The organism is Bradyrhizobium sp. HKCCYLS3013, from assembly GCF_051167615.1.
Taxonomy (GTDB): domain Bacteria; phylum Pseudomonadota; class Alphaproteobacteria; order Rhizobiales; family Xanthobacteraceae; genus Bradyrhizobium.
The window spans coordinates 56,262-80,886 of record NZ_JBNPTK010000006.1; the positions used below are offsets into that span (position 1 = coordinate 56,262).

Here is a 24,625-nt window from a genome sequence, read left to right on the forward strand (position 1 = left end):
TAGAAAAAATTAAGGGCCCAACGGCGGCCGGCGGGGATCGGACGTGCAGCATCGCGACTGCATGGGATGATGCTCGGCGATGCCGATCGCTCGTCCGCGGCTCGCTGCCGCTCAACTTCCTAGCACCTTGCTATCAACTCGGAACGGCTCCCGCCGTAGTCAACCGGTCTGTGCAGGCACAGGCCGAGCGTGAGATAGTTCGAACAGTTTTGTCGGCGTGCTGATTCGGACCACCGCGATCCCTCTGTTAGTTGGATCGGGCCGGGACTGTCCTGAGCGAGAATAGCTCCGCACCGCGCAACCGCGATGCACTCAGCTTTGGCGTTCTCATAAGTTCCGTCAACATCCGAAGGACTGTCTCCCGATGTACACGATCGTTTTGGCCACGCAGAAGGGCGGCAGCGGCAAGAGCACGCTGGCGATTGGTCTGGCCGTGGCCGCGCAGCAGGCCGGCCACAAGGTGCGCGTGATCGAGACCGATCGTCAGGGCACGCTGACCAAATGGCAGGCGCGCCGCGCCGCGGGCGAGCCGATCGTCGAAGCCGGCTACGACGCCAAGATGATCGAGCCTCGCCTCGAAGCGCTGGCCCGCGACGGCTTCACTGTCTGCGTGATCGACACCGGGGCCGGCATCACGGCGTCCACGACGGCCGCGATCCGCCACTGCGATCTGTGCCTCATTCCGGCGCGTCCGAGCGTCGCCGACATCGAAGCGACAGCACCGACCTTGAGCATCGTGCGCGCCTGGCGCAAGCCGTTCGCCTTCGTGCTCAACCAGGCCCCGATCCGCGGCGGCCATCGCGTCACCGATGCGACGACGGCGCTCGACGCCGACGCGCCACGCGACATCGCGGAGGTGCTGGCGCAGCCCTTCATCATGATGCGCAACGACCACCAGGACGCGCTCGCCGCCGGTCTCGGCGTCAGCGAGTTCGATGCGGCCGGTAAATCGGCGCAGGAGATTCGCAGCCTGTGGCGCTGGACCGCCGGCAAGCTTGCAGGCGATCACGTCATGCACGACGCGGGCGAACTGAAGGACGCGAGCGAGCACGCCGAGGTCGAATTCCCGATCATGCTGACGCCGCCCACCGAGGAAGCGAAACTGCCGGTGGCGCGGGTGTATCCGACCTGGGCCGACAACGGCATCAACTGGAAGGCGGGATTGTAGTCCTCGTTAGTTAGACCCGAGCTTCTGCCGCGACGGCGGTGCGCTCCCTGGCCCCGCTCTTGCGGCGAGAGGGTTGGGGTGAGGGGCAGACGCGGGGCAGACACGCGGGAAGTGTTCGTGGTGAGACCTGTACCCCCTCACCCGGATTGCATCTCACGATGCAATCGGACCTCTCCCCGCAAGCGGGGCGAGGTTAAGGAGTAGCCCAGCCGTAGATCGAGCACGCTTCGCACTGCTTCGCCGCCCGCTCGCCTACCGCGACCCACCCTCCCGCATCTTGATCCGCGCATCGGCGCGACGCAGGCGGCGGCACAGCTCGCGATTGATGTTCTGCAGCACGATCACGTAGGCGTGGATGTCAGCCTTGTAGAAGGCATACAGCTTTTGCGCCGTCAGCTCGTACAGCACGGTCGGCGCTTCCGCGACCACGGTGGCCGATCTGTTCTGCATGTCGAGCAGGGTCATCTCGCCGAAGAAATCCCCGGGCTCGAGACGCGACATATGGATCGCGGCACCCGTCTCCAGGCGCTCACTGACCTCCAGCGTACCGCTATGCACGACGAACATCGAGCGCCCCGCCTCGCCTTCGGCGACGACCACGGCGCCCTTGTCGAAGCGCCGCTCGACCAGCATCGAGACCAGCAGATCGAGGCTCGCATCAAGCAGGCCGCCGAAGAACGGCGTCGCGAGCAGAAATGCTTTCAGGTCGGGCGAGCTGACAGCCATGGCGGCAGTATACGCCCACTCCCGTCCGCCACAAGCAGACCGGGGATGGCCGGCCGTGCCGGCTCCTCGGCCGCGACATCACTTCTGGCACTTCGGGCACCAGAAGGTCGAGCGGCCGTTCTGCACGAAGCGCTTCACCACGCCGCTGCAGCCGTCCGTCCGGCATGGCTCACCCTCGCGGTCATAGACCTGGAACGAATGCTGGAAATAGCCGAGTTCGCCTGATGTCTGGCGGTGATCGCGCAGCGACGAGCCGCCGGCGCGGATCGCCTCGTTGAGCACGGCGTGGATCGCCTCCACCAGACGCGTGGCGTGATCCGTGGGCTCGCCCTTCTTCGTTGCCAGCGTCGCCGCCAGACGCCGCGGCGACAGATGGGCGCGAAACAGCGCCTCGCAGACATAGATGTTGCCGAGCCCGGCGACCACGCGCTGGTCGAGCAGCGCGGCCTTCAGGCTGGTCTTCTTGCCGGCACAGGCGCGCGCCAGCATCGCGGCATCGAATTCATTGCCGAGCGGCTCCGGCCCGAGGCCCTTCAGATGCGGCTCGGTCTCGATGTCGCCGCGGCCGATGATCTTCATGAAGCCGAAGCGGCGCGGATCGTTGAAGACGATGTCGGCGCCCGACGACATGTGAAAAACGACATGGTCGTGCACGCTGTCCTTGCCGCGCGGATAGTGAAACTCGCCCGGCGTCTCCTCGTGCTCCGGCTTGATCACCCGGAACGAGCCGGACATGCCGAGATGCATCAGCAGCACGTCACCGGAGTCGAGGTCGGCCAGCAGATATTTGGCACGCCGGCCGAGCCCGGTGACGGTCTGGCCCTGCAGGCGCTTGGCAAAATCGGGCTGAAACGGAAACCTGAGATCGCCGCGCCGGGCCTCGGCCTTGACGATGACAGCGCCTTCCATGACCGGCTGCAACCCGCGCCGGACGGTCTCGACTTCGGGCAGCTCAGGCATCCCTGCTCATTTCACCTTTTGCATCCGCGACCATTCACCTTGTCCGGCTGACGTGATAGCGCCTTGGCCGCATCAGCGCTATGGTGCCGTATCGGAGTAAGGGTGATGGATCAGCCGGACCAAACCACTCATTTCGGCTTCAGGGACGTGCCTCTGGGCGAGAAGCAGACGCTGGTGAACGACGTGTTTCACAGCGTGGCACAGCGCTACGACCTCATGAACGACCTCATGTCGGGCGGGCTGCACCGCGTCTGGAAGGACATCATGATCAACGCGCTGAACCCGCCGAAGAGCGATGCGCCGTTTGCGCTGCTCGATGTGGCCGGCGGCACCGGTGACATCTCCTTCCGCGCCGCCAGGAAGGCCGGCGCCGGCTTCCATGCGACCGTGTGCGACATCAACGGAGACATGCTCGAGGTCGGGCGCCAGCGCGCGCTGAAGCAATATCTCGACGACAAGGTCTCGTTCGTCGAGGGCAACGCCGAGAAGCTCGCCTTCCCCGACCGCTCCTTCGACGCCTATACGATCGCCTTCGGCATCCGCAACGTGCCGCAGATCGAGCTGGCGCTGGCCGAGGCATTCCGCGTGCTCAAGCATGGCGGCCGCTTTTTGTGCCTGGAGTTCTCCACCGTCGAGATGCCAGGGCTAGACAAGCTCTATGACCTGTTCTCCTTCAACGTGATCCCGCAGCTCGGCCGCGCCGTCACCGGCGATGCCGAGTCCTACCGCTACCTCGTCGAATCCATCCGCCAGTTTCCGCGGCCCAACGCCTTCGCCGAGATGATCTCGGCGGCCGGCTTCTCCCGCGTGTCCTGGCAGACTCTCTCCGGCGGCATCGTCGCGCTTCATTCCGGCTGGCGTTTGTGATCTCCGCACTCACCCACATTACGCGGCTCGCCCGGGCCGCCCTGGTGTTCGCGCGCGAGGGCGTGTTCGGCGCCGTCGATCCGAGCCTGGCGCCGCCGCCGGGCCAGCTCGCGCTGAAGCTGGCGCGGCTCATCGAGCGCCCCGGCGCCAAGTCCGGGCCAAGGTTGTCGCGCGCGCTGGAGCGGATGGGCCCGGCCTATCTCAAGCTCGGCCAGTTCCTGGCGACCCGGCCCGACGTCGTCGGCGTCATCATGGCGCGGGATCTCGAATCGCTGCAGGACCGGCTGCCGCCGTTCCCGCAGGCCGAGGCCGAGGCCGTCATCGCCACCGCGCTCGAACGCCCGATCAGCCAGCTGTTCACGCATCTCGGTCCGCCGGTCGCCGCCGCCTCGATCGCGCAGGTGCATCGCGGCGAGGTCGAGCGCGACGGCATTCGTCGTCCGGTCGCGGTGAAAGTGCTTCGACCGAACGTCGCTGCGCGCTTCCGCCGCGACCTCTCCGATTTCTTCTTCGTCGCCGAAAAGGCCGAGGCGCATTCGTCGGAGGCGCGGCGGCTGCGGCTGGTCGAGGTCATCAACACGATGTCGCGCTCGGTCGCGATGGAGATGGACCTTCGCCTGGAGGCCGCTGCGCTCTCCGAAATGGCGGAGAACATCAAGGACGATCCGGATTTCCGCGTGCCCGCGGTCGACTGGGACCGGACCGCCAACACCGTGCTGACGATGGAGTGGATCGACGGCATCGCGCTGAACGATCACGCCCGGCTCGCGGAGGCGAATGTCGATCTGCCCGACGTCGGCCGCAAGGTGATCCAGAGCTTTCTCCGCCACGCCCTGCGCGACGGCTTCTTCCATGCCGACATGCATCCGGGCAACCTGTTCCTGGACCAGCAGGGACGGCTGGTTGCGGTCGATTTCGGCATCATGGGCCGGCTCGGGATGAAGGAGCGGCGCTTCCTGGCCGAGATCCTGCTCGGCTTCATCACCCGCGACTATCGCCGCGTCGCCGAAGTGCATTTCGAGGCCGGCTACGTGCCGCCGCATCATTCGGTGGAGAATTTCGCACAGGCCATCCGCGCCATCGGCGAGCCGATCCATAACCGCACGGCCGAAGAAATCTCGATGGCCAAGCTCTTGACCCTGCTGCTCGAGGTCACCGGCCTGTTCGACATGCGCACCCGGCCGGAGCTGATCCTGCTGCAGAAGACCATGGTGGTGGTCGAGGGCGTCGCGCGCGGCTTCGATCCCAAGCTCGACATCTGGAAGGTCGCCGACCCCGTGGTGCGAGAATGGATCGAGCGCAATCTCGGGCCGATCGGCCGGATCGAGGGCGCCGTCACCGGAATCGGCGAACTGGCCCGGCTGACCGCGACCCTGCCGGTGCTCGCCGCCCGCGCCGCCGCCGTGCTCGAGCACATGGAGACCATGACCCGCGACGGCCTCCGCCTGTCGCCCGAGACCATCGCCGCCATGGGCCGCACCGAAGGCAAGAAGAGCCGCTGGCGCGCGATCGCGCTGTGGGTCATCGCGCTGACCTTCATCGGCATTTTGTTCGCGGTGCTCAGGCTGTAGATTCGTAGGGTGGGCAAAGGCGCAGCCGTGCTGTCTCGTCGTACGAGATGGCGGTGACGCCGTGCCCACCGTCTCACCCTGGAGCCTGCCGATCGACGGTGGGCACGCTGCCGCCTACGGCGGGCCGCTTCGCCCACCCTACATTGATTGCACTGCGATCAATTTCTGCTAGCATTGCTTGCATCTGGACCCTGCTGGGGAGGCGGACATGGCCAGCCTGACCATCCGCAAGCTCGACGACTCGCTCAAAACCTATCTACGACTGCGCTCGGCGCAGAACGGGCGCTCCGTCGAGGAGGAAGTCCGGGTCATCCTGCGCGCGCTGATCGAGCCGGTCGATCCGTCCGAGCCGACGACGGCAGCGCCAGCTCCAGCCGCTCTGCCTGAGCCTGGTCTCCCTCAGCCCGGCGCCGCCCGTGAAGCGCGCGTCACCCTGATCATCGGCGGCGGCATCGCGGCATACAAGTCGCTCGACTTGATCCGCCGTCTGAAGGAACGCCACATCCGCGTCCGCTGCGTGCTGACCAAGGCGGCGACGCAGTTCGTCACCGAGTTGGCCGCGTCAGCGCTGTCGGGCGACCGCGTGTTCACCGATCTGTTCGACGCGCGCAGCGAGTTCGACGTCGGCCACATCCGCCTCGCGCGCGACTGCGACCTGATCGTGGTCGCGCCGGCCACCGCCGACCTGATGTCGAAGATGGCGCACGGCGCCGCCGACGACCTCGCCAGCGCCATCCTGCTCGCGGCGAGCCGGCCGATCCTGCTGGCGCCGGCGATGAACCCGATGATGTGGAGCAACCCGGCCACGCGCCGCAACGCCGCCACCCTGCAGCGCGACGGCGTCCAGATGATCGGCCCCAACGCCGGCGAGATGGCCGAGAAGGGCGAGGCCGGCGTCGGCCGCATGGCCGAGGCCATCGAGATCGCGGACGCCGTCGTCGCCATGCTCAAGCCGCCGACGCCGCGCCCGCTCGCCGGCCGCCGCGTGCTGATCACGGCCGGACCGACGCACGAGCCGATCGATCCGGTGCGCTACATCGCCAACCGCTCCTCCGGCAAGCAGGGCTTTGCGATCGCCGCCGCCGCGCAGGCCGCCGGCGCCGACGTCCGGCTGATCGCGGGGCCGGTCGAGCTCGCCGATCCCAAGGGCGTCAACGTCACGCATGTCGAGTCGGCACGGCAGATGCTGGAAGCGGTCGAGGCCGAGCTGCCGGCCGACGTCGCGATCTTCGCCGCGGCGGTGGCCGACTGGCGCGTCGCCAATGAGGGCGGCCAGAAGCTGAAGAAGACGGACAAGGCGATTCCGCCGCTCGCGCTGGTTGAGAATCCCGACATCCTCGCAACGATCTCGAAGCTCAAAGACAAGCGGCCAGGTCTCGTGATCGGCTTCGCCGCCGAGACCGAGCACCTGATCGACAACGCGAAGGCCAAGTTCGCCCGCAAGGGCTGCGACTGGATCGTCGCCAACGACGTCTCGCCTGCGACCGGCGTGATGGGCGGCGACCGCAACACCGTGCATCTCTTGACGAAGGACGCCGATGGCGTCCATGTCGCGTCCTGGCCGATCATGACCAAGGACGAGGTCGCGACGGCGCTCGTTGCCGAGATTGCCAGAACCATGGGACCCGTTGCGTGACACAGACGATCGCGATCGACGTGCAGATCCTGCCGCATGGCGAAGGCCTGCCGCTGCCGGCCTATCAGACCGCACATGCCGCGGGGCTCGATCTGCTCGCCGCGGTTCCGGCCGATGCACCGCTCGTCCTTGCGTCAGGCGGCCACGCGATGGTGCCGACGGGATTGTCGATCGCGCTGCCCGACGGCTACGAGGCCCAGGTGCGGCCGCGTTCGGGGCTCGCTGCACGCCACGGCGTCACGGTGCTGAACGCACCGGGCACGGTGGACGCGGACTACCGCGGCGAGATCTGCGTGCTGCTGATCAACCACGGCAAGGAACCGTTTACGATCCGTCGCGGCGAGCGCGTCGCGCAGATGGTGATCGCCGCCGTGGTGCGCGCCGAGCTCAGCCTCGCGACAAGCTTGACGACGACCGCGCGCGGCAGCGGCGGCTTCGGCTCGACGGGCCGTTGAACTACGGGCTTGCCACTGTTCCGACTCGAAAGAGTCGATCGGCGGACGCATTTTCCTCAGGCGCAACCACCGTTCACGGTCTGGACTCTTACCGCTGGAGTCCCGAAGCGGTTATGGTTGATTGATTCGTGAGACGGCGCGGTCGACGCGATCGGCGCCGCGCGGAACTTCGTGCGGTTTGGGGCAAATATGTCGGGCGTGATCGTGGTGATGCGTCAGACGCTGCTGTCGTGCACGTCACTTGCGCGCAAAGGCCTGATGGGTCTCGCTGCGCTTGCGCCGGCGACACCGGGCTTCGCAGGCGATGGCGTGCCGCCGGATGCGATCACGACGCTGTTCGAGCTGAGCCGTCCTGATATCGCCGAGGTCACGGCGATGCTGGCGCTGCTCGGCTTCTCCGTGGTCGCTGCAGTCGCGCTGGTGCGCACGCGTCTGGCGGCCGCGCGCAAGGAAGCGCGGCTGCGTGCCAATGTCGCCGAGCTGCAACTGCAGGCCGATCGCTACCGTGCGCTGCTGTTCGCCGAGCCGCAGATCCTGATCGCCTGGCCGGCCGGCGGCCATCGCCCGCAGATCTCCGGCGACACCTCGATGCTGGTGCCGCAGGATCAGCCGCAGCGCATTCTCGCCTTTGGAACCTGGCTGCCGCCGGAGCCCGCGCTGCAGCTCGACCGCGCCGTCGACGCGCTGCGCGAAGCGGGCGAAGGCTTCATGCTCAATCTCACCACCTCGCACGGCCATGCGATCGAGGCGATGGGCCGCGCCATCGGCGGGCAGGCCATCGTGCGCATCCGCGAATTGTCCGGCCTGCGCCGCGAGCTCGCCGAGACGCAGCTCCGCTTCAAGGCGCTCGGCGAGGAGACGGAGTCGCTGCGCGCGCTGGCATCGGCGCTGCCGTGGCCGATCTGGGCGCGGCAGGCCAATGGCGCCCTCGCTTACGTCAACCCGGCCTATGCCCGCGCCGCGGACGCCCGCGACGTGCCGGACGCGATCGGCCGCAACATCGAGCTGCTCGACTCGGCCGACCGTATCGACCTGCAGCGTGCGCTCGGCGCCAACGGCCGTTTCGAGGGCCGGCTGCCGATCGTGACCGGCGGCGAGCGCCGCATGTATGACGTGCGCGCCTTCATGCTGGGCCACGGCAGCGCCGGTGTCGCCATCGACGCCAGCGAGGCGGCGGCGCTGGATGCGGCCGTGGTGCGGATGCGGGAAGCACACCGGCGCACGCTCGACCAGTTGTCCTCAGGCGTGGCCGTGTTCGACGGCCAGCGCCGGCTCGCCTTCTACAACGACTCCTATCGGCGGCTGTGGGGTCTCGATCCCACGTTCCTGGACAGTCAGCCGGATGACTCGTCGGTGCTCGACCGTCTTCGCGCCGCGCGCAAGTTGCCCGAGCAGGCCGACTTCCGGGCCTGGAAGGCCAAGCTTCACGAGGCCTATCGCGCCGTCGAGGCCGCCAAGGACACCTGGTTCCTGCCCGACGGCCGCGCATTATCGGTCGTCACCACGCCGAACCCGGAAGGCGGCGTCACCTATCTGTTCGACGACGTCACCGAGAGCTTCGCGCTTGCCCGCCGCTTCGACGGCCTGATCCGGGTCCAGCGCGAGACCCTCGACAGCCTCGCCGAAGGCGTCGCGGTGTTCGGCTCGAACGGCCGGGTCGAGCTGTTCAATCCGGCCTTCGCCAAGATGTGGCGGCTGTCGCCGGATCAGTTGCGCGAGCATCCGCATATCGACACCGTGGAATCCTGGTGCCATCAGCTCTATGACGACGCCGTCGCCTGGCGCACCATCCGCGAGGCGATCACCTCGATCGAGAACCGGCTCGACGCGGCGCTGAAGCTCGAGCGCAAGGACGGCAGCGTGCTCGACTGCATGAGCCGTCCCCTGCCCGACGGCGCGACCATGCTCACCTTCCAGGACATCACCGATACCGAGAATGTCGAGCGGGCGTTGCGCGAGAGCAACGAGGCGCTCGAAGCCGCCGGCCAGATGAAGATCGACTTCGTCCACCACGTGTCCTACGAGCTGCGCGCGCCGCTGACGACGATCATCGGCTTCGCGCATTTCCTGTCGGATCCATCCACGGGACCGCTGACGCCGAAGCAGGCCGAGTATCTCGACTACGTCACCAAATCTACCAACGCGCTGCTCGCGCTCACCAACAACATTCTCGACCTCGCCACCATCGATGCCGGCGCCATGAAGCTCGAGCTCGGGCCGGTCGACGCCGCCAAGGCGATCGAGGCCGCGGCCGAGGGCGTGCAGGACCGCCTCGCCACCGATCGCATCCGCCTGACGATTGCGGTCGACCCCGATGTCGGCTCCTTCGTCGGCGACGAGCGCCGCGTCGTGCAGGTGCTCTACAATCTGCTCGCCAACGCGGTTGGCTTCTCGCCGCCGGATTCGAGCGTCGTCGTCAGCGCCCGCCGCACCGATCACAGCGTCACCTTCGCGGTCACCGATTCCGGCCCCGGCATTCCGCCCGAGGTGAAGGACAAGGTGTTCGAATGGTTCGAGAGCCATTCGCAGGGCTCGCGCCATCGCGGCGCCGGCCTCGGCCTGTCGCTGGTGCGCTCCTTCGTCGAGCTGCATGGCGGCAGGGTGCGGATGGATTCGGTGGTCGGCAAGGGCACCACGGTCACCTGTGACTTCCCGACCGACCACGTCGCGCAACGCAACGCCGCGGAATGACGGACCAGCTGACATTCACCACCGCGCTCGCGGACGAAGCCGCCACCGCCGCTCTCATGGCCGACCTCGCGCTGCTGATCGGCCCGGGCGCGCTGATCACGCTCACCGGCGATCTCGGCGCCGGCAAAACCGCGGCGGCGCGGGCGATGATCCGCTACCTCGCCGGCGACGACGAGCTGGAGGTGCCCAGTCCGACCTTCACTCTGGCGCAGAGCTACGACCTGCCGAGCTTCCCGCTGGTGCATGCCGATCTCTATCGCATCAGCGATGCATCGGAGCTCGAGGAGATCGGCCTGTCGCCGCTGCCGGAGGCGACCGTCGTGCTGATCGAATGGCCGGAGCGCGCCGGCAACGCTCTGCCGCTGGACCGCGTCGACATCGCGCTGCGCCACGATCCATCGCAGGGCGACACCGCCCGCAGCGCCGAGGTCACCGGCTGCGGCAAGGCGGCCGCGGTGGTTGCACGGCTGAAAGCCTTGCGCGAATTCCTCGCCGAGGCCGGGCACGCCAAATCGCGCCGCGAGCGCATGGCCGGCGATGCCTCGACCCGCTCCTATGCGCGGCTCCACAAGGGCGAGCGCGTCTCCATCCTGATGAACTCGCCGAAGCGGCCCGACGGCCCGGCGACCTACAACGGCAAACCCTATAGCGGCGCCGTGCATCTCGCCGAGGACGTCCGCCCATTCGTCGCGATCGCCGCCGCCTTGCGCGGGCGCGGCATCTCGGCGCCGAAGATCAACGACGCCGATCTCGGCCAAGGCTTTCTCATCACCGAGGATCTCGGACGCGAGGGCGTGATCGAGGGCGACCCGCCACGACCGATCGTGGAGCGCTACGAGGCCGCGACCGATCTGTTGGCCGCGCTGCACGCGCAGGACGTCCCCGCGGTGCTGCCGCTGGCGCCGCAGGTGACCTACAAGGTTCCGACCTTCGACATCGACGCGATGCTGATCGAGATCGGCCTGATGCTCGAATGGTACCTGCCCGACCGTGGTGTGGAGCTGTCGGAGGTGCTGCGCGCCGAATTTCTGGAAATTTGGCGCGAGTTGCTGGAGGCGCCGCTCGCGGCCAAGCCGACATCCAAGCCGACATCCCAGCCGACCTGGGTGATCCGCGACTATCACTCGCCCAACCTGCTCTGGCTGCCCGCGCGCGACGGCATCGCCCGCGTGGGCGTGATCGACTTCCAGGACGCGGTGATGGGACCACCGGCCTACGACGTGGTCTCCCTGGCGCAGGACGCCCGGATCGACGTGTCGCCCGAGATCGAGCGGGCGCTCCGAGAGCGCTACATCGCCGCGCGCCAAGCTGCGTCGACGGAGTTCGACGCCGACGAATTCAGCGCGCACTACGCGATCATGTCGGCCCAGCGCAACACCCGCCTGCTCGGCACCTTCGCCCGCCTCAACCGCCGCGACGGCAAGCCGCATTACCTCAAGCACCAGCCCCGCATCTGGGACTATCTCCACCGGTCGCTGGCCCATCCCGCACTGGAGCCGCTGCGCGACTGGTACGCGGCGAACGTGCCGCCGCCGGCGGGCATAGCTTGAAGCATCCTCTCATGGCACCGACGGTCCACTCCCCTCCCCCATGCGGGCAGGGGAGCCGACCGTCGCCATGGCAAGCTCGCACCATCGCTCTCACACCGTAGCTTTACCGGTTCTTAGCCATCCCCCCTTACCTTGCGCCCGCGGCGCCGGTTGCGCACCGCGCGTGAATGGAGGTTGCGATGGCAGAGCGGATGAAGGGCGAACGCGTCGTCTTCGAGCGCGGCATCCCGGCTTTCATGATGGGCATCGACGGCACCTGGCGCCGCAACTGCACCATCGAGGACGTCTCGGAGACCGGGGCGAAGCTGACGGTCGAGGGCTCGGTCGAAGGCCTGCACCTGAAGGAGTTCTTCCTGCTGTTGTCGTCGACCGGCTTGGCCTACCGGCGCTGCGAGTTGGCCTGGGTCAATGGCGACCAGATCGGCGTCACCTTCCTGAAGCAGGGCAAGAAGAAGACCAACAAGCGCGCCACGGCCGAAGCCTGACCGAGCCACGACAGCCTGCGGCATCTTGCATCACGACGGCCGGGCAGCCGTCGCATATTCGTCATCGGCCCAGGCTATCGCAACCGGCCGAGACGATAGATGTTCTTGCGTGGTATGATTCGCACCACCGTTGATCGAGATGCCCTGAAGATGCCCGTCAAACCGCACAAAGCCATGGTCCTCGCCGCCGGTCTCGGATTGCGCATGCGCCCACTGACCGAGACGATGCCCAAACCGCTGGTGCGCGTCGCCGGCCGCCCGCTGCTCGACCATGTGCTCGACCGCCTCGCCGAAGCCGGCGTCACCGAAGCCGTCGTCAACGTCCACTATCTCGCCGACCAGATCATCGAGCACACGGCCGCGCGCAGCACGCCCCGCGTGATCATCTCCGACGAGCGCGACCAGGTGCTCGGCACCGGCGGCGGCGTCGTCAAGGCGCTGCCGCTGCTCGGCCATGAGCCGTTCTTCCACGTCAACTCCGACACGATGTGGATCGAGGGCGTGCGCCAGAACCTGTCCCGGCTCGCCGACGCGTTCGATCCCGAACGCATGGACATCATGCTGCTGATGGCGCCGACCGCGACCTCGATCGGCTACGCGGGTCAAGGCGACTACGCGATGCTCGCCGACGGCACCTTGCGCAAGCGGCGGGAGCATCAGGTGGTGCCGTTCGTCTATGCGGGCGCCGCGATCATCTCGCCGGCGATCTTCGACGGCGCGCCGAAGGGCGAGTTCTCGCTGACGAAGATGTTCGACAAGGCGAACGAGCAGGACCGCCTGTTCGGCCTCCGCCTCGAAGGCGTGTGGATGCATGTCGGGACGCCGGCTGCTGTGATGGAAGCCGAAGAGGCGCTGCTGGAGAGTGCGGCGTAGACCCCCGGGGCGAAGCCATCACCTCACACTCGGTGTCATCCGGAGCGCAGCGGCTTTTCTCCGTCATTGCGAGCGCAGCGACCCAATCCAGAGTCCCGTGCTCAGCCGTGGATTGCTTCGCCGCGCTGTCGGTGACGATGAAGGTGGGCGGATGGTTCCAGCAACTCAGCTCTCACCGCCCGCGAAAGCGGGTTACGACAGCTGAGATCGCGGCCGCAGAGCGGCTCCCCGCGTGCGGCGTCCAACATCGGAGCGGTCGCGGCGCTATCAACACCCATCCACACCCCGGATATGACCTCCGCCCGATCGCTCCCTATATAGACGGCCTGGGCAACCCGAATCGCAGGCCATGCGCGTCTTCACCGTTCCCATCTCGGCGCCGTTCCTGCGCAGCGTGATCGCGGCGCTGGTCGACGGCCGGCTGGTCGACGGCTTCGAGGCGCGCAGCGATCCGGCCCGACTCGCGACCGCCACGCTGTATCTGCCGACGCGCCGTTCGCTCCGTGTCGCGCGCGAAATGTTCCTCGACGAGCTGAAGACCGATGCCGCGGTGCTGCCGCGCCTCGTCGCGCTCGGCGACATCGATGAGGACGAGCTTGCCTTCGCCGAGGATCGCGACGCGTTCCTCGGGCCCGCGCCGCTGGAGATCCCGGAACGGCTCGACGACCTGCAGCGCCGGCTTACGCTGGCACGGCTGGTGGCGGCCTGGGCCAAGACGCCGGTGTCGGCGCCGCTGGTGATCGGCGGGCCCGCCTCGACGCTCGCGCTGGCCGGCGACCTCGCACGGCTGATCGACGACATGGTGACGCGCGGCGTGTCGTGGGACGCGCTCGACGCGCTGGTGCCGGATCAGCTCGACAAATACTGGCAGTATTCGCTCGAGTTCCTGCGCATCGCGCGGACCGCGTGGCCGGCCTATCTGCAGGAGATCGAGCGCATCGAGCCGGCGGCGCGGCGCGATCTGTTGATCGCGGCCGAAGCCGCGCGGCTGTCGGCGCATGCCGATGGTCCCGTCATTGCCGCCGGCTCCACCGGCTCGATGCCGGCGACGGCAAAATTCCTGCTCGCCGTCGCCAAGCTTCCGCATGGCGCGGTGGTGCTGCCTGGGCTCGACACCGATCTCGACGAAGCCGCGTGGAATTCGATCGGCGGTGCCAGGGACCGCGCCGGCCGCGTGTTGACGCCGCCCGCGGTCAACCATCCGCAATATGCCATGCATCTGCTGCTCAAGCGCTTCGGCCTGGACCGGCGCGACGTGGTCCGTCTCGTCCCAACCGGCCGCGGCGGCCGGGAGGTGTTGATCTCAGAGGCGATGCGGCCGTCGGAGGCGACCGCCGTCTGGCACGAGCGGCTGCGCCAGTTCGACATCGCCGCCAACATCGCGGAAGCCATGGACAACCTCGCGGTCGTCGCTGCGCCCAATCCGGAGATGGAGGCGCTGGCGATCGCGATCGCGATGCGCGAGGCGCGCCATCTCGGCAAATCGGCCGCGCTGGTGACGCCGGACCGCGCGCTGGCCCGCCGCGTGATGGCGGCGCTAGCGCGCTGGCACCTCACCTTCGACGACTCCGGCGGTGATGCGCTGTTGGAGACGCCCGCCGGCATCTTCGCGCGCCTCGCCGCCGAAGCCGCCGCGCGCGGGTTGGAGCCGCCGACCCTGCTGGCGCTGCTCAAGCATCCGCTGTGCCGGCTCGGCCGCGCCGCGAATGGCTGGAAGAGTGCCATCGAGACGCTGGAGCTCGCGGTGCTGCGCGGCACGCGGCCGCAAGCCGGAACCGGCGGGCTCGCGCGCGACTTCGCGCGCTTCCGCGACGAGCACACCAAGCTGCACCAGGGCGAGGTATCATCGCTGCACAAGGCCGAGCCACGCGCGCGCCTCAGTCCCGAGCAGCTCGACCGCGCCGGCGCGCTGATCGCGCAATTGCAGACGGCGCTGGCGCCGCTGGAAAACCTCGCCTCGCCGCGCCCGCAGGATTTCGCTGAGCTCGCGGCGCGGCATCGTGAGGTGCTGATTGCGCTGTCGACCGACGATGTCGGCCTCAGCACCGCCTTCACCGATCGCGACGGCGCCGCGCTGGCGCGCTGCTTCGACGACCTGCTCGCGTCCGGCGAGCGCTGCGGCCTGATGGCGCCGCTGGCGGATTATCCGGATCTGTTCCATACCGCTTTCTCCGATCGCGCGGTGCGCCGCCCCGAGCGCCACGGCGCGCAGCTGCAGATCTACGGTCCGCTCGAAGCCCGGCTGATGCAGGCCGACCGCATGATCGTCGGCGGCCTGATCGAGGGCATCTGGCCGCCGGCGCCGCGCATCGATCCCTGGCTCAGCCGCCCGATGCGGCATCAGCTCGGCCTCGACCTGCCCGAGCGCCGCATCGGACTATCAGCACACGATTTCGCGCAATTGCTCGGCGCGCCCGAGGTGATCCTGACCCACGCCGCAAAGTCCGGCGGCGCGCCCGCCGTGGCCTCGCGCTTCCTGCATCGGCTCGAAGCCGTCGCCGGCGCCGAGCGCTGGAAGGCGGCGGAGGCGCGCGGTGACATCTACGTCCGCTATGCCGAGGTGCTCGACCAGCCCGCGACCGTGAAGCCGATCGAGCAGCCGGCGCCGAAGCCGCCGCTGGCAGCACGGCCGCTGCGCATGTCGGTGACCGCGATCGAGGACTGGCTGCGCGATCCCTACACCATCTTCGCGCGCTACATCCTGCGGCTCGATCCGCTCGATCCCGTCGACATGCCGCTGTCGGCCGCCGATCGCGGCTCGGCGATCCACGAGGCGATCGGCGAGTTCACGCAAGTTTATGCCGATGCGCTGCCGCTGCATCCGGCGCATGCGCTACGCGTGATCGGCGAGAAGCATTTTGCACCATTGATGGAGCGTCCCGAGGCGCGGGCGCTGTGGTGGCCTCGCTTCCAGCGCATCGCCGGCTGGTTTGCGGCGTGGGAGAGTGCGCGACGCGCGCAGATCGGCGCGATCACCGCGGAGATCCGCGGCGAAATCGGCATTCCGCTCGACAATGGCCGTACCTTCATGCTGTCGGCGCGCGCCGACCGCATCGAGCAGCGTGCCGAGGGCACCTACGCCATTCTCGACTACAAGACCGGGCAGCCACCAACGGCCAAGCAGGTGCGCATGGGCCTGTCGCCGCAGCTCACGCTTGAAGCCGCGATCCTCCGCGAGGGCGGCTTCGACGGCATTCCGGCCGGCAGCCTGATCAGCCAGCTCGTTTATGTCCGGCTGTCCGGCAACAACCCGCCGGGCGAGGAGCGCATTCTCGAGCTGAAGATCAACAAGAGCGACCCGCCGCAGCATCCGGACCAGGCCGCGCAGGAGGCGCGCGAAAAACTCGAAGCGCTGATCCGCAGCTTCGAGGACGTCAATCAGGGCTACACCTCGCTGAACCTGTCGATGTGGGCCAACCGCTACGGCAGCTATGACGACCTCGCCCGCATCAAGGAATGGTCGGCGGCCGGCGGCCTGGGAGTGGAGGAATGGTGAAGGCGCCCCGCCCCATTCCGCAGGCCGTGCGCGAGGCGCAGACGCGCGCATCGAACCCGGCGGCCTCGGCGTTCGTGTCGGCCAATGCCGGCTCGGGCAAGACGCATGTGCTGGTGCAGCGCGTGATCCGGCTGCTGCTCGACGGCGTGCCGCCGGAGAAGATCCTCTGCATCACCTTCACCAAGGCCGCCGCCGCCAACATGGCCGAGCGCGTGTTCTCGACGCTCGGCCATTGGGTGACGCTTGACGACGACGCGCTCGACAGCACGATCCAATCCACCGGCATCCCAAACCCCGACAAGAAGCTGCGCGCCTCGGCGCGGAAGCTGTTCGCCAGCGCGCTGGAGACGCCGGGCGGGCTGAAGGTGCAGACCATCCACGCGCTGTGCACCCGGCTGCTGCAGCAGTTTCCATTCGAGGCCAACGTTCCCGCGCGGTTCTCGGTGCTCGACGAGCGCGACCAGACCGAGATGATGGAGCGCGCCAATCTCAAGGTGCTGCTCGATGCCTCCAGGGCCCCCGACAGCGCGGTCGGCCGCGCGCTGCAGGTGGCGATGACCAATGCGGCCGATTCGACCTTCAAGGACGTCGTCCGTGAGGCCTGTCTCAGCCGCGATCACTTCATGGCCTGGACCGATGGCGCCGGCCGCGTCGAGATCGCCGCGCAGCATCTCGGCGAAGTACTTGGCATCGGCGCTGATGAGACGCTGGAGGCGATCGAGCGCGACATTCTTGACGGTCCCAACCTGCCGCGTGCGGACTGGACCGAGATCGCCGGTCGGCTGGATGGCGGCGCCAAGACCGACCAGAAGCAGGCGGAGCAACTTCGCGCTGCACTGGCGTTCTCTGGAGCCGATCAGGTCGACGAATATCTCCGGCTGTTTCTCACCGACGACAAGCAGCCGCGCAAATCGCTGCTGACCAAGAAGTTCGCCGACGCCAATCCGGGGTTGGCGGGTCTGTTCGATTCCGAGGCCGCCCGGCTCGACCGCCTGATCGAGAAGCGCCGCGCCGCTGTCGTGCGCGACCGCACCGAGGCGCTGCTGCAGATCGCGACAGCGGCAGCCGCGAACTATCGCCGCGAGAAGGAGGAGCGCGGGCTGCTCGACTATGACGACCTGATCGACAAGACACTGGCGATGCTCAACCGTGTCTCCGCCGGCTGGGTCCACTACAAGCTCGACCGCGGCGTCGATCACGTGCTGATCGACGAGGCCCAGGATACGAGCCCACGGCAGTGGGACATCGTTGCCCACATCATCGAGGAGTTCACCGCCGGCGCCGGCGCGCGCGACGGCCTGACGCGGACGATCTTCGCGGTCGGCGACGAGAAGCAGTCGATCTTCTCGTTCCAGGGCGCCGACCCGCACGAGTTCGATGCGCGCCGGCGGCAATTGCAGAAGCGCTTCACCGACGCCGGGCTGTTGTTCGATCCGGTGTCCTTCACCTATTCGTTCCGCTCCGGGCCGACGGTGCTGCACGCGGTCGACCATGTATTCCGCGAGCGCGAGGTCTACAGCAGCATCCACTCGCCTGACATCGGCCATCCCATCCACAACGCGCTGACCGATGCCGGGCCGAGCATGGTCGAGCTCTGGAGCCTGTGCGAACGCGACGACCGCAAGGAGATCGAGGGCTGGCGGGCGCCGTTCGACGGCGTCTCCGTCACCAGCCCCGAGGTGAAGCTGTCGCGCCGCATCCAGGCCGAGATCAAGCGGCTGATCCTGACAGGCACGATGACCGGCCATGACGGCGCGCGGCGGCGGCTCAGCTATGGCGACATGCTGATCCTGGTGCGCCGGCGCGGCAACGCATTCGATGCCGTGATCCAGGCGCTGAAGCACGCCGGCATCCCCGTCGCCGGCGCCGACCGGCTCAAGCTGACCGAGCACATCGCGATATCAGACCTGATGAACCTCGCCGACGCGCTGCTGCTGCCGCAGGACGATCTGGCGCTGGCCACGGCGCTGAAGAGCCCGCTGTTCGGCCTCGACGATGACGATCTGTTCAAGCTGGCGTGGCAGCGCCGCGGCTCGTTGCATGATGCTCTCACAGCACATGCCGCTGACGACGAGCGGCTGCAGGCGGTCGTCCGACGCCTGCAGCAATGCGAGCGCCGTGCGTCTGAGGACACGCCGTTCGCGTTCTATGCCTGGCTGCTTGGCGGCGATGGCGGCCGGCGCCGCATCCTGGCGCGACTCGGCCACGAGGCCAATGACGCGCTCGACGAATTCCTGGAGCTGGCGCTGTCCTATGAGCGCAAGGCGCCGGCCTCGCTGCAGGGATTCATCGCCTGGCTGCGCGCCGCCGACACCGAGGTGAAGCGCGACATGGAGATTTCGCGCGATGAGGTGCGCGTCATGACCGTGCACGGCGCCAAGGGCCTCGAAGCCTCCGTCGTCTTCCTGGTCGACACGACGTCATCGCCGGCGGATTCGCAGCGGCTGCGGCTGATCCACGTGCCGCATGGCGAGCAGGAGATCGTGGTCTGGGCCGGCCGCAAGGCCGACGATCCGCAAGCCGTGGCTGCGGCGCGCACGGCGATGCTCAAGGAAACCGAGGACGAATATCGGCGGCTTCTCTATGTCGCGATGACGCGCGCCGCGGATCGGCTGGTCATCGGCGGCTGCATGCCGGGCAACATGAACAACGTCCGCGGCGGCAGCTGGTACGACCTGATGGCGCGCGGCCTTGACGCGGCGGGCCTGCAGGTCGAGGTGACCGAAACCGAGGACGGGCCGGTCAAGCGCTACGCGCGGGCCGAGGACATCGCGGAAACCGCTGCTGACGAAACGCAGCGCATGGTCGAGACGGCCGTCGAGCTGCCGGCGTGGCTGCGCACGGCGGCGGCGGAGGCGCCCGGCGAGGTCGCCGTGCTCCGGCCATCCGATCCGTCCGCCGACGAGCGGCCGGTGCGCACGGGCGAATCGCTGGCCGCGCGCAGCCTCGCGATGCAGCGCGGCACGCTGGTGCATCGCCTGCTGCAGTCGCTGCCCGAGGTGCCGCCGGAGCGGCGGCGCGATGCCGCGCTGCGATATCTGATTCGCAACGCCGCCGACTGGCCGGAGGACGAGCGCGCGGGACTCGCGGAACGCGTGCTCGCCGTGGTCGAAGACCCGCGCTTTGCCGCGATGTTCGCGGCCGGGAGCCGGGCGGAAGTCTCGATCGTGGGCCGCCTCGCACTGGCCGGCCAGCCTCCGGCGCTGGTCTCCGGCCAGATCGACCGACTGGTGGTGACCGAGGTCGAGGTGCTGATCGTCGACTTCAAGACCAACCAGCAGCCGCCCTCGGGACTCGCCGACGTGCCCCCGGCCTATGTCCGGCAGCTCGCGCTGTACCGCGCCGTGCTCGGCCAGTTGTACCCCGGACGAAACGTCCGCGCCGCGTTGCTCTGGACCGAAGCCGCTGAATTCATGGAGCTTCCGGCCTCCGCGCTGGACGCCATGCTGCCATCCCAGCACGTCTGAGTGAGCCCGCTTGACCCGGCATCACGCCATTCCTACTTTCACACCCACGCTGAGGCGGCGCGTCCGCGCCGCTCCCTCCAACCGAACGAGGTAATCCCATGGCCGTTGGCAAGGTTTCCGACGCCGATTTCGAAAGCGAAGTGCTCAAGGCCGACGGCCCGGTCGTGGTCGACTTCTGGGCCGAGTGGTGCGGCCCGTGCCGCATGATTGCGCCCGCCCTCGACGAGATCTCGAGCGCGATGGGCGACAAGGTCAAGATCGTCAAGCTCAACGTCGATGAGAGCCCGAAGACGGCCTCGAAGTATGGCGTGATGTCGATCCCCACCCTGATGGTATTCAAGGGCGGCGAGATGGCCTCGCGCCAGGTCGGCGCTGCGCCGAAGGCGAAGCTGCAGCAGTGGATCTCGTCGGCGGTCTGACGCTCCACGATCCAGGATTTTTGTCGAACGGCCGGCGGAATCGCCGGCCGTTTGCGTTGAGGGGGTGTGTTTCAACGTTTTGGATGTCGCCATGCCCGCCCGCGCCCATCGTTCGCCCTCCCGCAAAGCCGGTTTGCTGGCCATGGAGGCGCGCTCGGTGGATGCAATCCCGCGCGGCGAGGACTGGCAATACGAGCCGAAATGGGACGGCTTCCGCTGCCTGCTCGCGCGCGAGGGCGCTCAGGTGACGATGCAGTCGAAAGCCGGCGAAGATCTCGCCCGCTACTTCCCCGAGGTGGTCGCTGCGGCACGCCAACTGAAGGCAACCAGCTTCATCCTCGACGGAGAGCTGGTGGTGCCGCAGGTGAAGTCGTTCTCGTTCGATGCGTTGCTGCAGCGGATTCATCCCGCCGCCAGCCGGGTGAAGAAGCTGTCGGTGGAGACGCCGGCGCTGTTCCTCGCCTTCGATCTGCTGGCGAGTGGCAAGAAGGAGCTCGTGACGCACACGCTGCACGAGCGGCGGCCGGCGCTGGAGGCGTTTGCGGAAGCGAACTTCGCCGGGCACCCGACGTTTCGGCTGTCGCCGGCGACGACGCGCTTTGCGACCGCGCAAGACTGGCTGGCGCAATCCGGCGGCGGCTCGGATGGCGTGATCGCCAAGCGCATCGACCTGCCCTACCAGGCAGGCAACCGCGACGGCATGCAGAAGATCAAGCGCTATCGCTCGGCCGATTGCGTGATCGGCGGCTTCCGCTACGCCACCAACAAGGGCGCCCAGGGGCGCAAGCTGGTCGGCTCGCTGCTGCTCGGGCTCTACGACGATGACGGCCTGCTGCATCACGTCGGCTTCACCTCCGCGCTCAAGAAGGACGAGAAGCCCGCGCTGACCGACAAGCTCGAGCCGCTGATCTCGCCACCCGGCTTCACCGGCAATGCGCCGGGCGGGCCGAGCCGCTGGTCGACCGAGCGCTCCGCGGAGTGGTGTCCGCTGAAACCGAAGCTGGTGATCGAGGTCTGCTACGACCATTTCTCCGGCGAGCGCTTTCGCCACGGCACCTCGATCCTGCGCTGGCGGCCCGACAAATCGCCGAGGCAATGCACGTTCGAGCAGCTCGAGCAGAGGGTCGCCGATCCCTGGAAACTGCTCGCGTGAGCTCAGCGGATCCAGCCGGTCGCAAGCGCCGATGCAAATTCCTCGTCGCCATTGGCGCGCGCGAGCGCAGCCATGGATCGGTGATCATAGGGCACGTGGCGGAAGCTCACGCTCCAGCCGGACGACGTCAGCTCAAGGATCGCGTAGCGCGCATCAGGCGTGCCGGCCTGCACGACATGCGGATGCGGCGCGTTATAGGAATAGCCGGGGCTGCCGACGCTGCCCGGATTGACGATCAGCCGACCGTCGCGCAAGCGCACCGCACGGGCCGTGTGGGTATGGCCACACAGGATCAATGATTGCGAAATGCCGGCGGCCAGTCGCTCGATGTCGTCGAGCAGCGCGCAAGTGATCGCACCGTCCTGAGCGACGCGCTCGAGCCAGTAGATGTTGTCGTCATCGGGCGTCGCGTGACATAGAAACACCTCGTCCTGATACACGGCCGTCGCCGGGATCGTGCGCAGCCAGTCGAGATGATCAGCTTCGAGCTGGGCGTAAGCAGGCCGCTCCCATGCGCCCATCTTCTCCGGCGGTCGATCGATCAGCCAGCGATCGTGATTGCCGCGCACATGCACCGCCTCGAGCGGCATCAGCATGTCCATCGTCTTGCGCGCGTCGAGCGGGCCGCTCGCCATGTCGCCGAGGTTGACGATCTCGGTCACGCCTTGCGCACTGATATCCGCGAGCACGGCCTCCAGCGCGAGATGGTTGCCGTGGACATCTGCGATCGCGGCAAAGCGCATGCGCCATTCCTCTCAGGTCGGCGGGGTGCCGTTGAGGTCGAGCACGTGGCCCGCGAGATAGAGCGACCCCGTGATCAGGATACGCGGCGGGACCTCATAGGCAAGCCGCGCGATGCCGGCGAGCGCCGACGCGACGCCATCGGCGATCTCGACGCGCATGCCGAGCGTGCGCGCGGCGGCGGCCAGATCAGCCGGTGCCATCGCCTTGCTCTCGTTCGGAATCGGCACGACGATGATGTGGCGCGTCAGGCCGGCGAAGTTGACCAGGAAGCCCGCGGCATCCTTGTTGCCCATCATGCCGACGATGACGACGAGCTGCCGCGACACGCGCTCCTCGAGATCCCCGATCGCCGCGGCGACGACACGGCCGCCTTCGGCATTGTGGCCGCCGTCGAGCCAGATCTCCGCGCCCTGCGGCGCGATCGCGGTGAGCGCGCCGCTCGACAGCCGCTGCATGCGCGCCGGCCATTCGGCGCCGACGATGCCATCCTCGAACGCCTTGGTGGCGAGCTTGAACTGATCGACCGCGCGCAAGGTCGCGATCGCGAGGCCCGCATTGTCGAACTGATGCCGGCCGAACAGTTTTGGCGCCGGAAGATCAAGAAGACCACGGTCGTCCTGATAGACCAGCCGGTTGCGCTCGACACTGACGTGCCAGCTCTCGCCCGCGGCAAACAACGGCGCGCGCTGTCGCCTGGCCTCGCGCTCGATCACGGCCATCGCATCGGGCTCCTGCGCCGCCGAGATCACCGGGCAGCCGCGCTTGATGATGGCGGCCTTCTCGGCCGCGATCAGCGCGCGGGTGTCGCCGAGAAACTCCATGTGGTCCATGCTGATCGGCGTCAGCACGGAGGCCGCGACCTGCTCGACAACATTGGTGGAATCGAGCCGGCCACCGAGGCCGACTTCGAGCAGCACGACATCGGCTGGATGCCTTGCGAACAGCACGAAGGCCGCGACGGTCTTGACCTCGAAGAAGGTGATCGGCGCGCCGGCATTGACCCGCTCGCACTCCAAGAGCGCGGAGATCAGCTCGTCGTCCTCGACCAGGACGCCACCGCCGGCGCGGCCGAGCCGATAGCTCTCGTTGATGCGCACCAGCCAGGGCGAGGTGAAGACGTGGACGCGCAGCCCCGCGGCCTCGAGCATTGCGCGCAGATATGCGACCGTGGAGCCCTTGCCGTTGGTGCCGGCGACGTGGATGACCGGCGGCAGCTTGCGCTCGGGATGACCGAGCTGCGCCAGCAGCCGGTGCATGCGATCCAGCCCGAGCGAGATCCGGCTCGGATGCAGGGCAGAAAGCCGCGTGATCAGCTCGTCGAGCGACGGTCTTGGCTGGGCGGCAGAATCGTTCACGCGCTCGTTGCGACCGCCGGCGCTTCCGCGGCTTCGGCGGGCTTGGCCGGCGGCGGCAGCTGCGGCGCGGGCTTGGCGTGTTCGATGGCCGGCGCCTTGGTCAGCAATCGGCACAGCCGCGCCAGCGTCGGGCGCAGGTCATGACGGTGCACGACCATGTCGACCATGCCGTGGTCGAGCAGATATTCCGCGCGCTGGAAACCTTCGGGCAGCTTCTCGCGAATGGTCTGCTCGATCACCCGGGCGCCGGCGAACCCGATCAGCGCACCGGGCTCGGCAATGTGGACGTCGCCGAGCATCGCGTAGGACGCGGTGACGCCGCCGGTGGTCGGATTGGTCTGCACGACGATGTAGGGCAGCTTGGCCTCGCGCAGCATCTGGACCGCGACCGTGGTGCGCGGCATCTGCATCAGGGACAGGATGCCTTCCTGCATGCGCGCGCCGCCGGAGGCCGCGAACACGATGAACGGCGACTTCTTCTCGACCGCGAGCTCCAGGCCACGTACGATCGCCTCACCGGCGGCCATGCCGAGCGAACCGCCCATGAAATCGAAATCCTGCACGGCGATGACGACGCCCATGCCTTCGAGCTTGCCGAAGCCGACCTTCACCGCATCGTTCATGCCTGTCCGCGCCCGCGCATCCTTGATGCGGTCGGCATAGCGGCGCTCGTCGCGGAATTTCAGCGGGTCGGGCGTGACCTCGGGCAGCGCGACGTCGAACCAGGTCTCGTTGTCGAACATCGACTTCAGCCGCGCCACCGCGCCCATGCGCATGTGGTAGTTGGAGCCGGGGATGACGAACTGGTTGGCCTCGACGTCCTTGTAGAACACGAGCTGTCCGGAATCCGGGCACTTGATCCAGAGGTTCTCCGGCGTCTCGCGGCGCAGGATGTTGCGGATCTTCGGCCGGACCACATTGGTAAGCCAGTTCATGTGTCGCTCCGTGTTGCGGTCGCCCGGATATATGGCGGGACGGCGGGGTCACGGCAAGACGGCCGCGACATCCG

The 24,625-nt window shown here is 67.9% G+C and carries 18 protein-coding genes; 13 read left to right on the forward strand and 5 right to left on the reverse strand.

Annotated features, from left to right (window positions below):
* The first annotated feature begins 364 nt into the window (after positions 1-364).
* The gene (locus ACQR1F_RS13135) at positions 365-1,168 is read left to right on the forward strand and encodes a ParA family protein (RefSeq protein ID WP_316179014.1); all 804 of its coding nucleotides are present in this window, start codon (positions 365-367) and stop codon (positions 1,166-1,168) included.
* A 252-nt stretch (positions 1,169-1,420) separates the two neighbouring features.
* On the opposite strand, the gene ACQR1F_RS13140 is transcribed toward ACQR1F_RS13135, so the two are convergent.
* Positions 1,421-1,894 (reverse strand): cyclic nucleotide-binding domain-containing protein, encoded by a 474-nt coding sequence (locus tag ACQR1F_RS13140; RefSeq protein WP_315803949.1) that lies wholly within the window; start codon positions 1,892-1,894, stop codon positions 1,421-1,423.
* A 78-nt stretch (positions 1,895-1,972) separates the two neighbouring features.
* The gene (mutM, locus tag ACQR1F_RS13145) at positions 1,973-2,854 is read right to left on the reverse strand and encodes a bifunctional DNA-formamidopyrimidine glycosylase/DNA-(apurinic or apyrimidinic site) lyase (protein ID WP_315803950.1); all 882 of its coding nucleotides are present in this window, start codon (positions 2,852-2,854) and stop codon (positions 1,973-1,975) included.
* Between the two features lie 105 nt (positions 2,855-2,959).
* Between mutM and ubiE the strand changes: the two genes are divergently transcribed.
* The 12 genes from ubiE (at position 2,960) to ACQR1F_RS13205 (ending at position 21,517) form a co-directional block, all read left to right on the forward strand.
* Positions 2,960-3,721 carry a bifunctional demethylmenaquinone methyltransferase/2-methoxy-6-polyprenyl-1,4-benzoquinol methylase UbiE gene (gene ubiE, locus ACQR1F_RS13150; protein ID WP_434913181.1) on the forward strand — a complete coding sequence of 254 codons (762 nt, stop codon included), beginning with the start codon at positions 2,960-2,962 and terminating at the stop codon, positions 3,719-3,721.
* Positions 3,718-5,292 (forward strand): 2-polyprenylphenol 6-hydroxylase, encoded by a 1,575-nt coding sequence (ubiB, locus tag ACQR1F_RS13155; RefSeq protein WP_316179009.1) that lies wholly within the window; start codon positions 3,718-3,720, stop codon positions 5,290-5,292. Before ubiE ends, ubiB begins: the two co-directional genes overlap by 4 nt.
* A gap of 208 nt (positions 5,293-5,500) precedes the next feature.
* The gene (coaBC, locus tag ACQR1F_RS13160; protein ID WP_434913183.1) at positions 5,501-6,928 is read left to right on the forward strand and encodes a bifunctional phosphopantothenoylcysteine decarboxylase/phosphopantothenate--cysteine ligase CoaBC; all 1,428 of its coding nucleotides are present in this window, start codon (positions 5,501-5,503) and stop codon (positions 6,926-6,928) included.
* Positions 6,925-7,383 (forward strand): dUTP diphosphatase, encoded by a 459-nt coding sequence (dut, locus tag ACQR1F_RS13165; RefSeq protein ID WP_434913185.1) that lies wholly within the window; start codon positions 6,925-6,927, stop codon positions 7,381-7,383. The genes coaBC and dut overlap by 4 nt, the downstream gene beginning before the upstream one ends.
* Before the next feature lie 189 nt (positions 7,384-7,572).
* Positions 7,573-10,074, forward strand: a complete 2,502-nt coding sequence (locus ACQR1F_RS13170; RefSeq protein WP_434913187.1) for a PAS-domain containing protein — start codon at positions 7,573-7,575, stop codon at positions 10,072-10,074.
* Entirely contained in the window at positions 10,071-11,624 is a 1,554-nt protein-coding gene (gene tsaE, locus ACQR1F_RS13175; protein ID WP_434913189.1) for a tRNA (adenosine(37)-N6)-threonylcarbamoyltransferase complex ATPase subunit type 1 TsaE, read from the forward strand. The genes ACQR1F_RS13170 and tsaE overlap by 4 nt, the downstream gene beginning before the upstream one ends.
* 179 nt (positions 11,625-11,803) lie before the next feature.
* Positions 11,804-12,109: a PilZ domain-containing protein gene (locus tag ACQR1F_RS13180; protein ID WP_008963143.1), complete on the forward strand. Its 306-nt coding sequence runs from the start codon at positions 11,804-11,806 to the stop codon at positions 12,107-12,109.
* 150 nt (positions 12,110-12,259) lie between these two features.
* Positions 12,260-12,982, forward strand: a complete 723-nt coding sequence (locus tag ACQR1F_RS13185) for a nucleotidyltransferase family protein (RefSeq protein ID WP_315803957.1) — start codon at positions 12,260-12,262, stop codon at positions 12,980-12,982.
* Positions 12,983-13,331: 349 nt separating this feature from the next.
* Positions 13,332-16,478: a double-strand break repair protein AddB gene (gene addB, locus ACQR1F_RS13190; protein ID WP_316215377.1), complete on the forward strand. Its 3,147-nt coding sequence runs from the start codon at positions 13,332-13,334 to the stop codon at positions 16,476-16,478.
* Positions 16,472-19,945, forward strand: coding sequence for a double-strand break repair helicase AddA (gene addA / locus ACQR1F_RS13195; RefSeq protein WP_434913190.1), 3,474 nt, complete (start codon positions 16,472-16,474; stop codon positions 19,943-19,945). Before addB ends, addA begins: the two co-directional genes overlap by 7 nt.
* Before the next feature lie 98 nt (positions 19,946-20,043).
* Complete coding sequence (trxA, locus tag ACQR1F_RS13200) at positions 20,044-20,364, forward strand: thioredoxin (protein WP_015663255.1); 321 nt, start codon at positions 20,044-20,046, stop codon at positions 20,362-20,364.
* Between the two features lie 142 nt (positions 20,365-20,506).
* Positions 20,507-21,517: an ATP-dependent DNA ligase gene (locus ACQR1F_RS13205; RefSeq protein ID WP_316179411.1), complete on the forward strand. Its 1,011-nt coding sequence runs from the start codon at positions 20,507-20,509 to the stop codon at positions 21,515-21,517.
* Positions 21,518-21,519: 2 nt separating this feature from the next.
* Here the strand turns inward: ACQR1F_RS13205 and ACQR1F_RS13210 are convergent, their stop codons facing one another.
* The 3 genes from ACQR1F_RS13210 to accD are packed head-to-tail and all read right to left on the reverse strand — an operon-like array spanning position 21,520 to position 24,551.
* Positions 21,520-22,260, reverse strand: coding sequence for a metallophosphoesterase family protein (locus tag ACQR1F_RS13210; RefSeq protein WP_434913192.1), 741 nt, complete (start codon positions 22,258-22,260; stop codon positions 21,520-21,522).
* Positions 22,261-22,272: 12 nt separating this feature from the next.
* On the reverse strand, positions 22,273-23,616 hold the full coding sequence (locus ACQR1F_RS13215; protein WP_434908116.1) for a bifunctional folylpolyglutamate synthase/dihydrofolate synthase: 1,344 nt from the start codon (positions 23,614-23,616) through the stop codon (positions 22,273-22,275).
* Positions 23,613-24,551 carry an acetyl-CoA carboxylase, carboxyltransferase subunit beta gene (gene accD / locus ACQR1F_RS13220; RefSeq protein WP_315803962.1) on the reverse strand — a complete coding sequence of 313 codons (939 nt, stop codon included), beginning with the start codon at positions 24,549-24,551 and terminating at the stop codon, positions 23,613-23,615. The genes ACQR1F_RS13215 and accD overlap by 4 nt, the downstream gene beginning before the upstream one ends.
* Positions 24,552-24,625 lie beyond the last annotated feature (74 nt).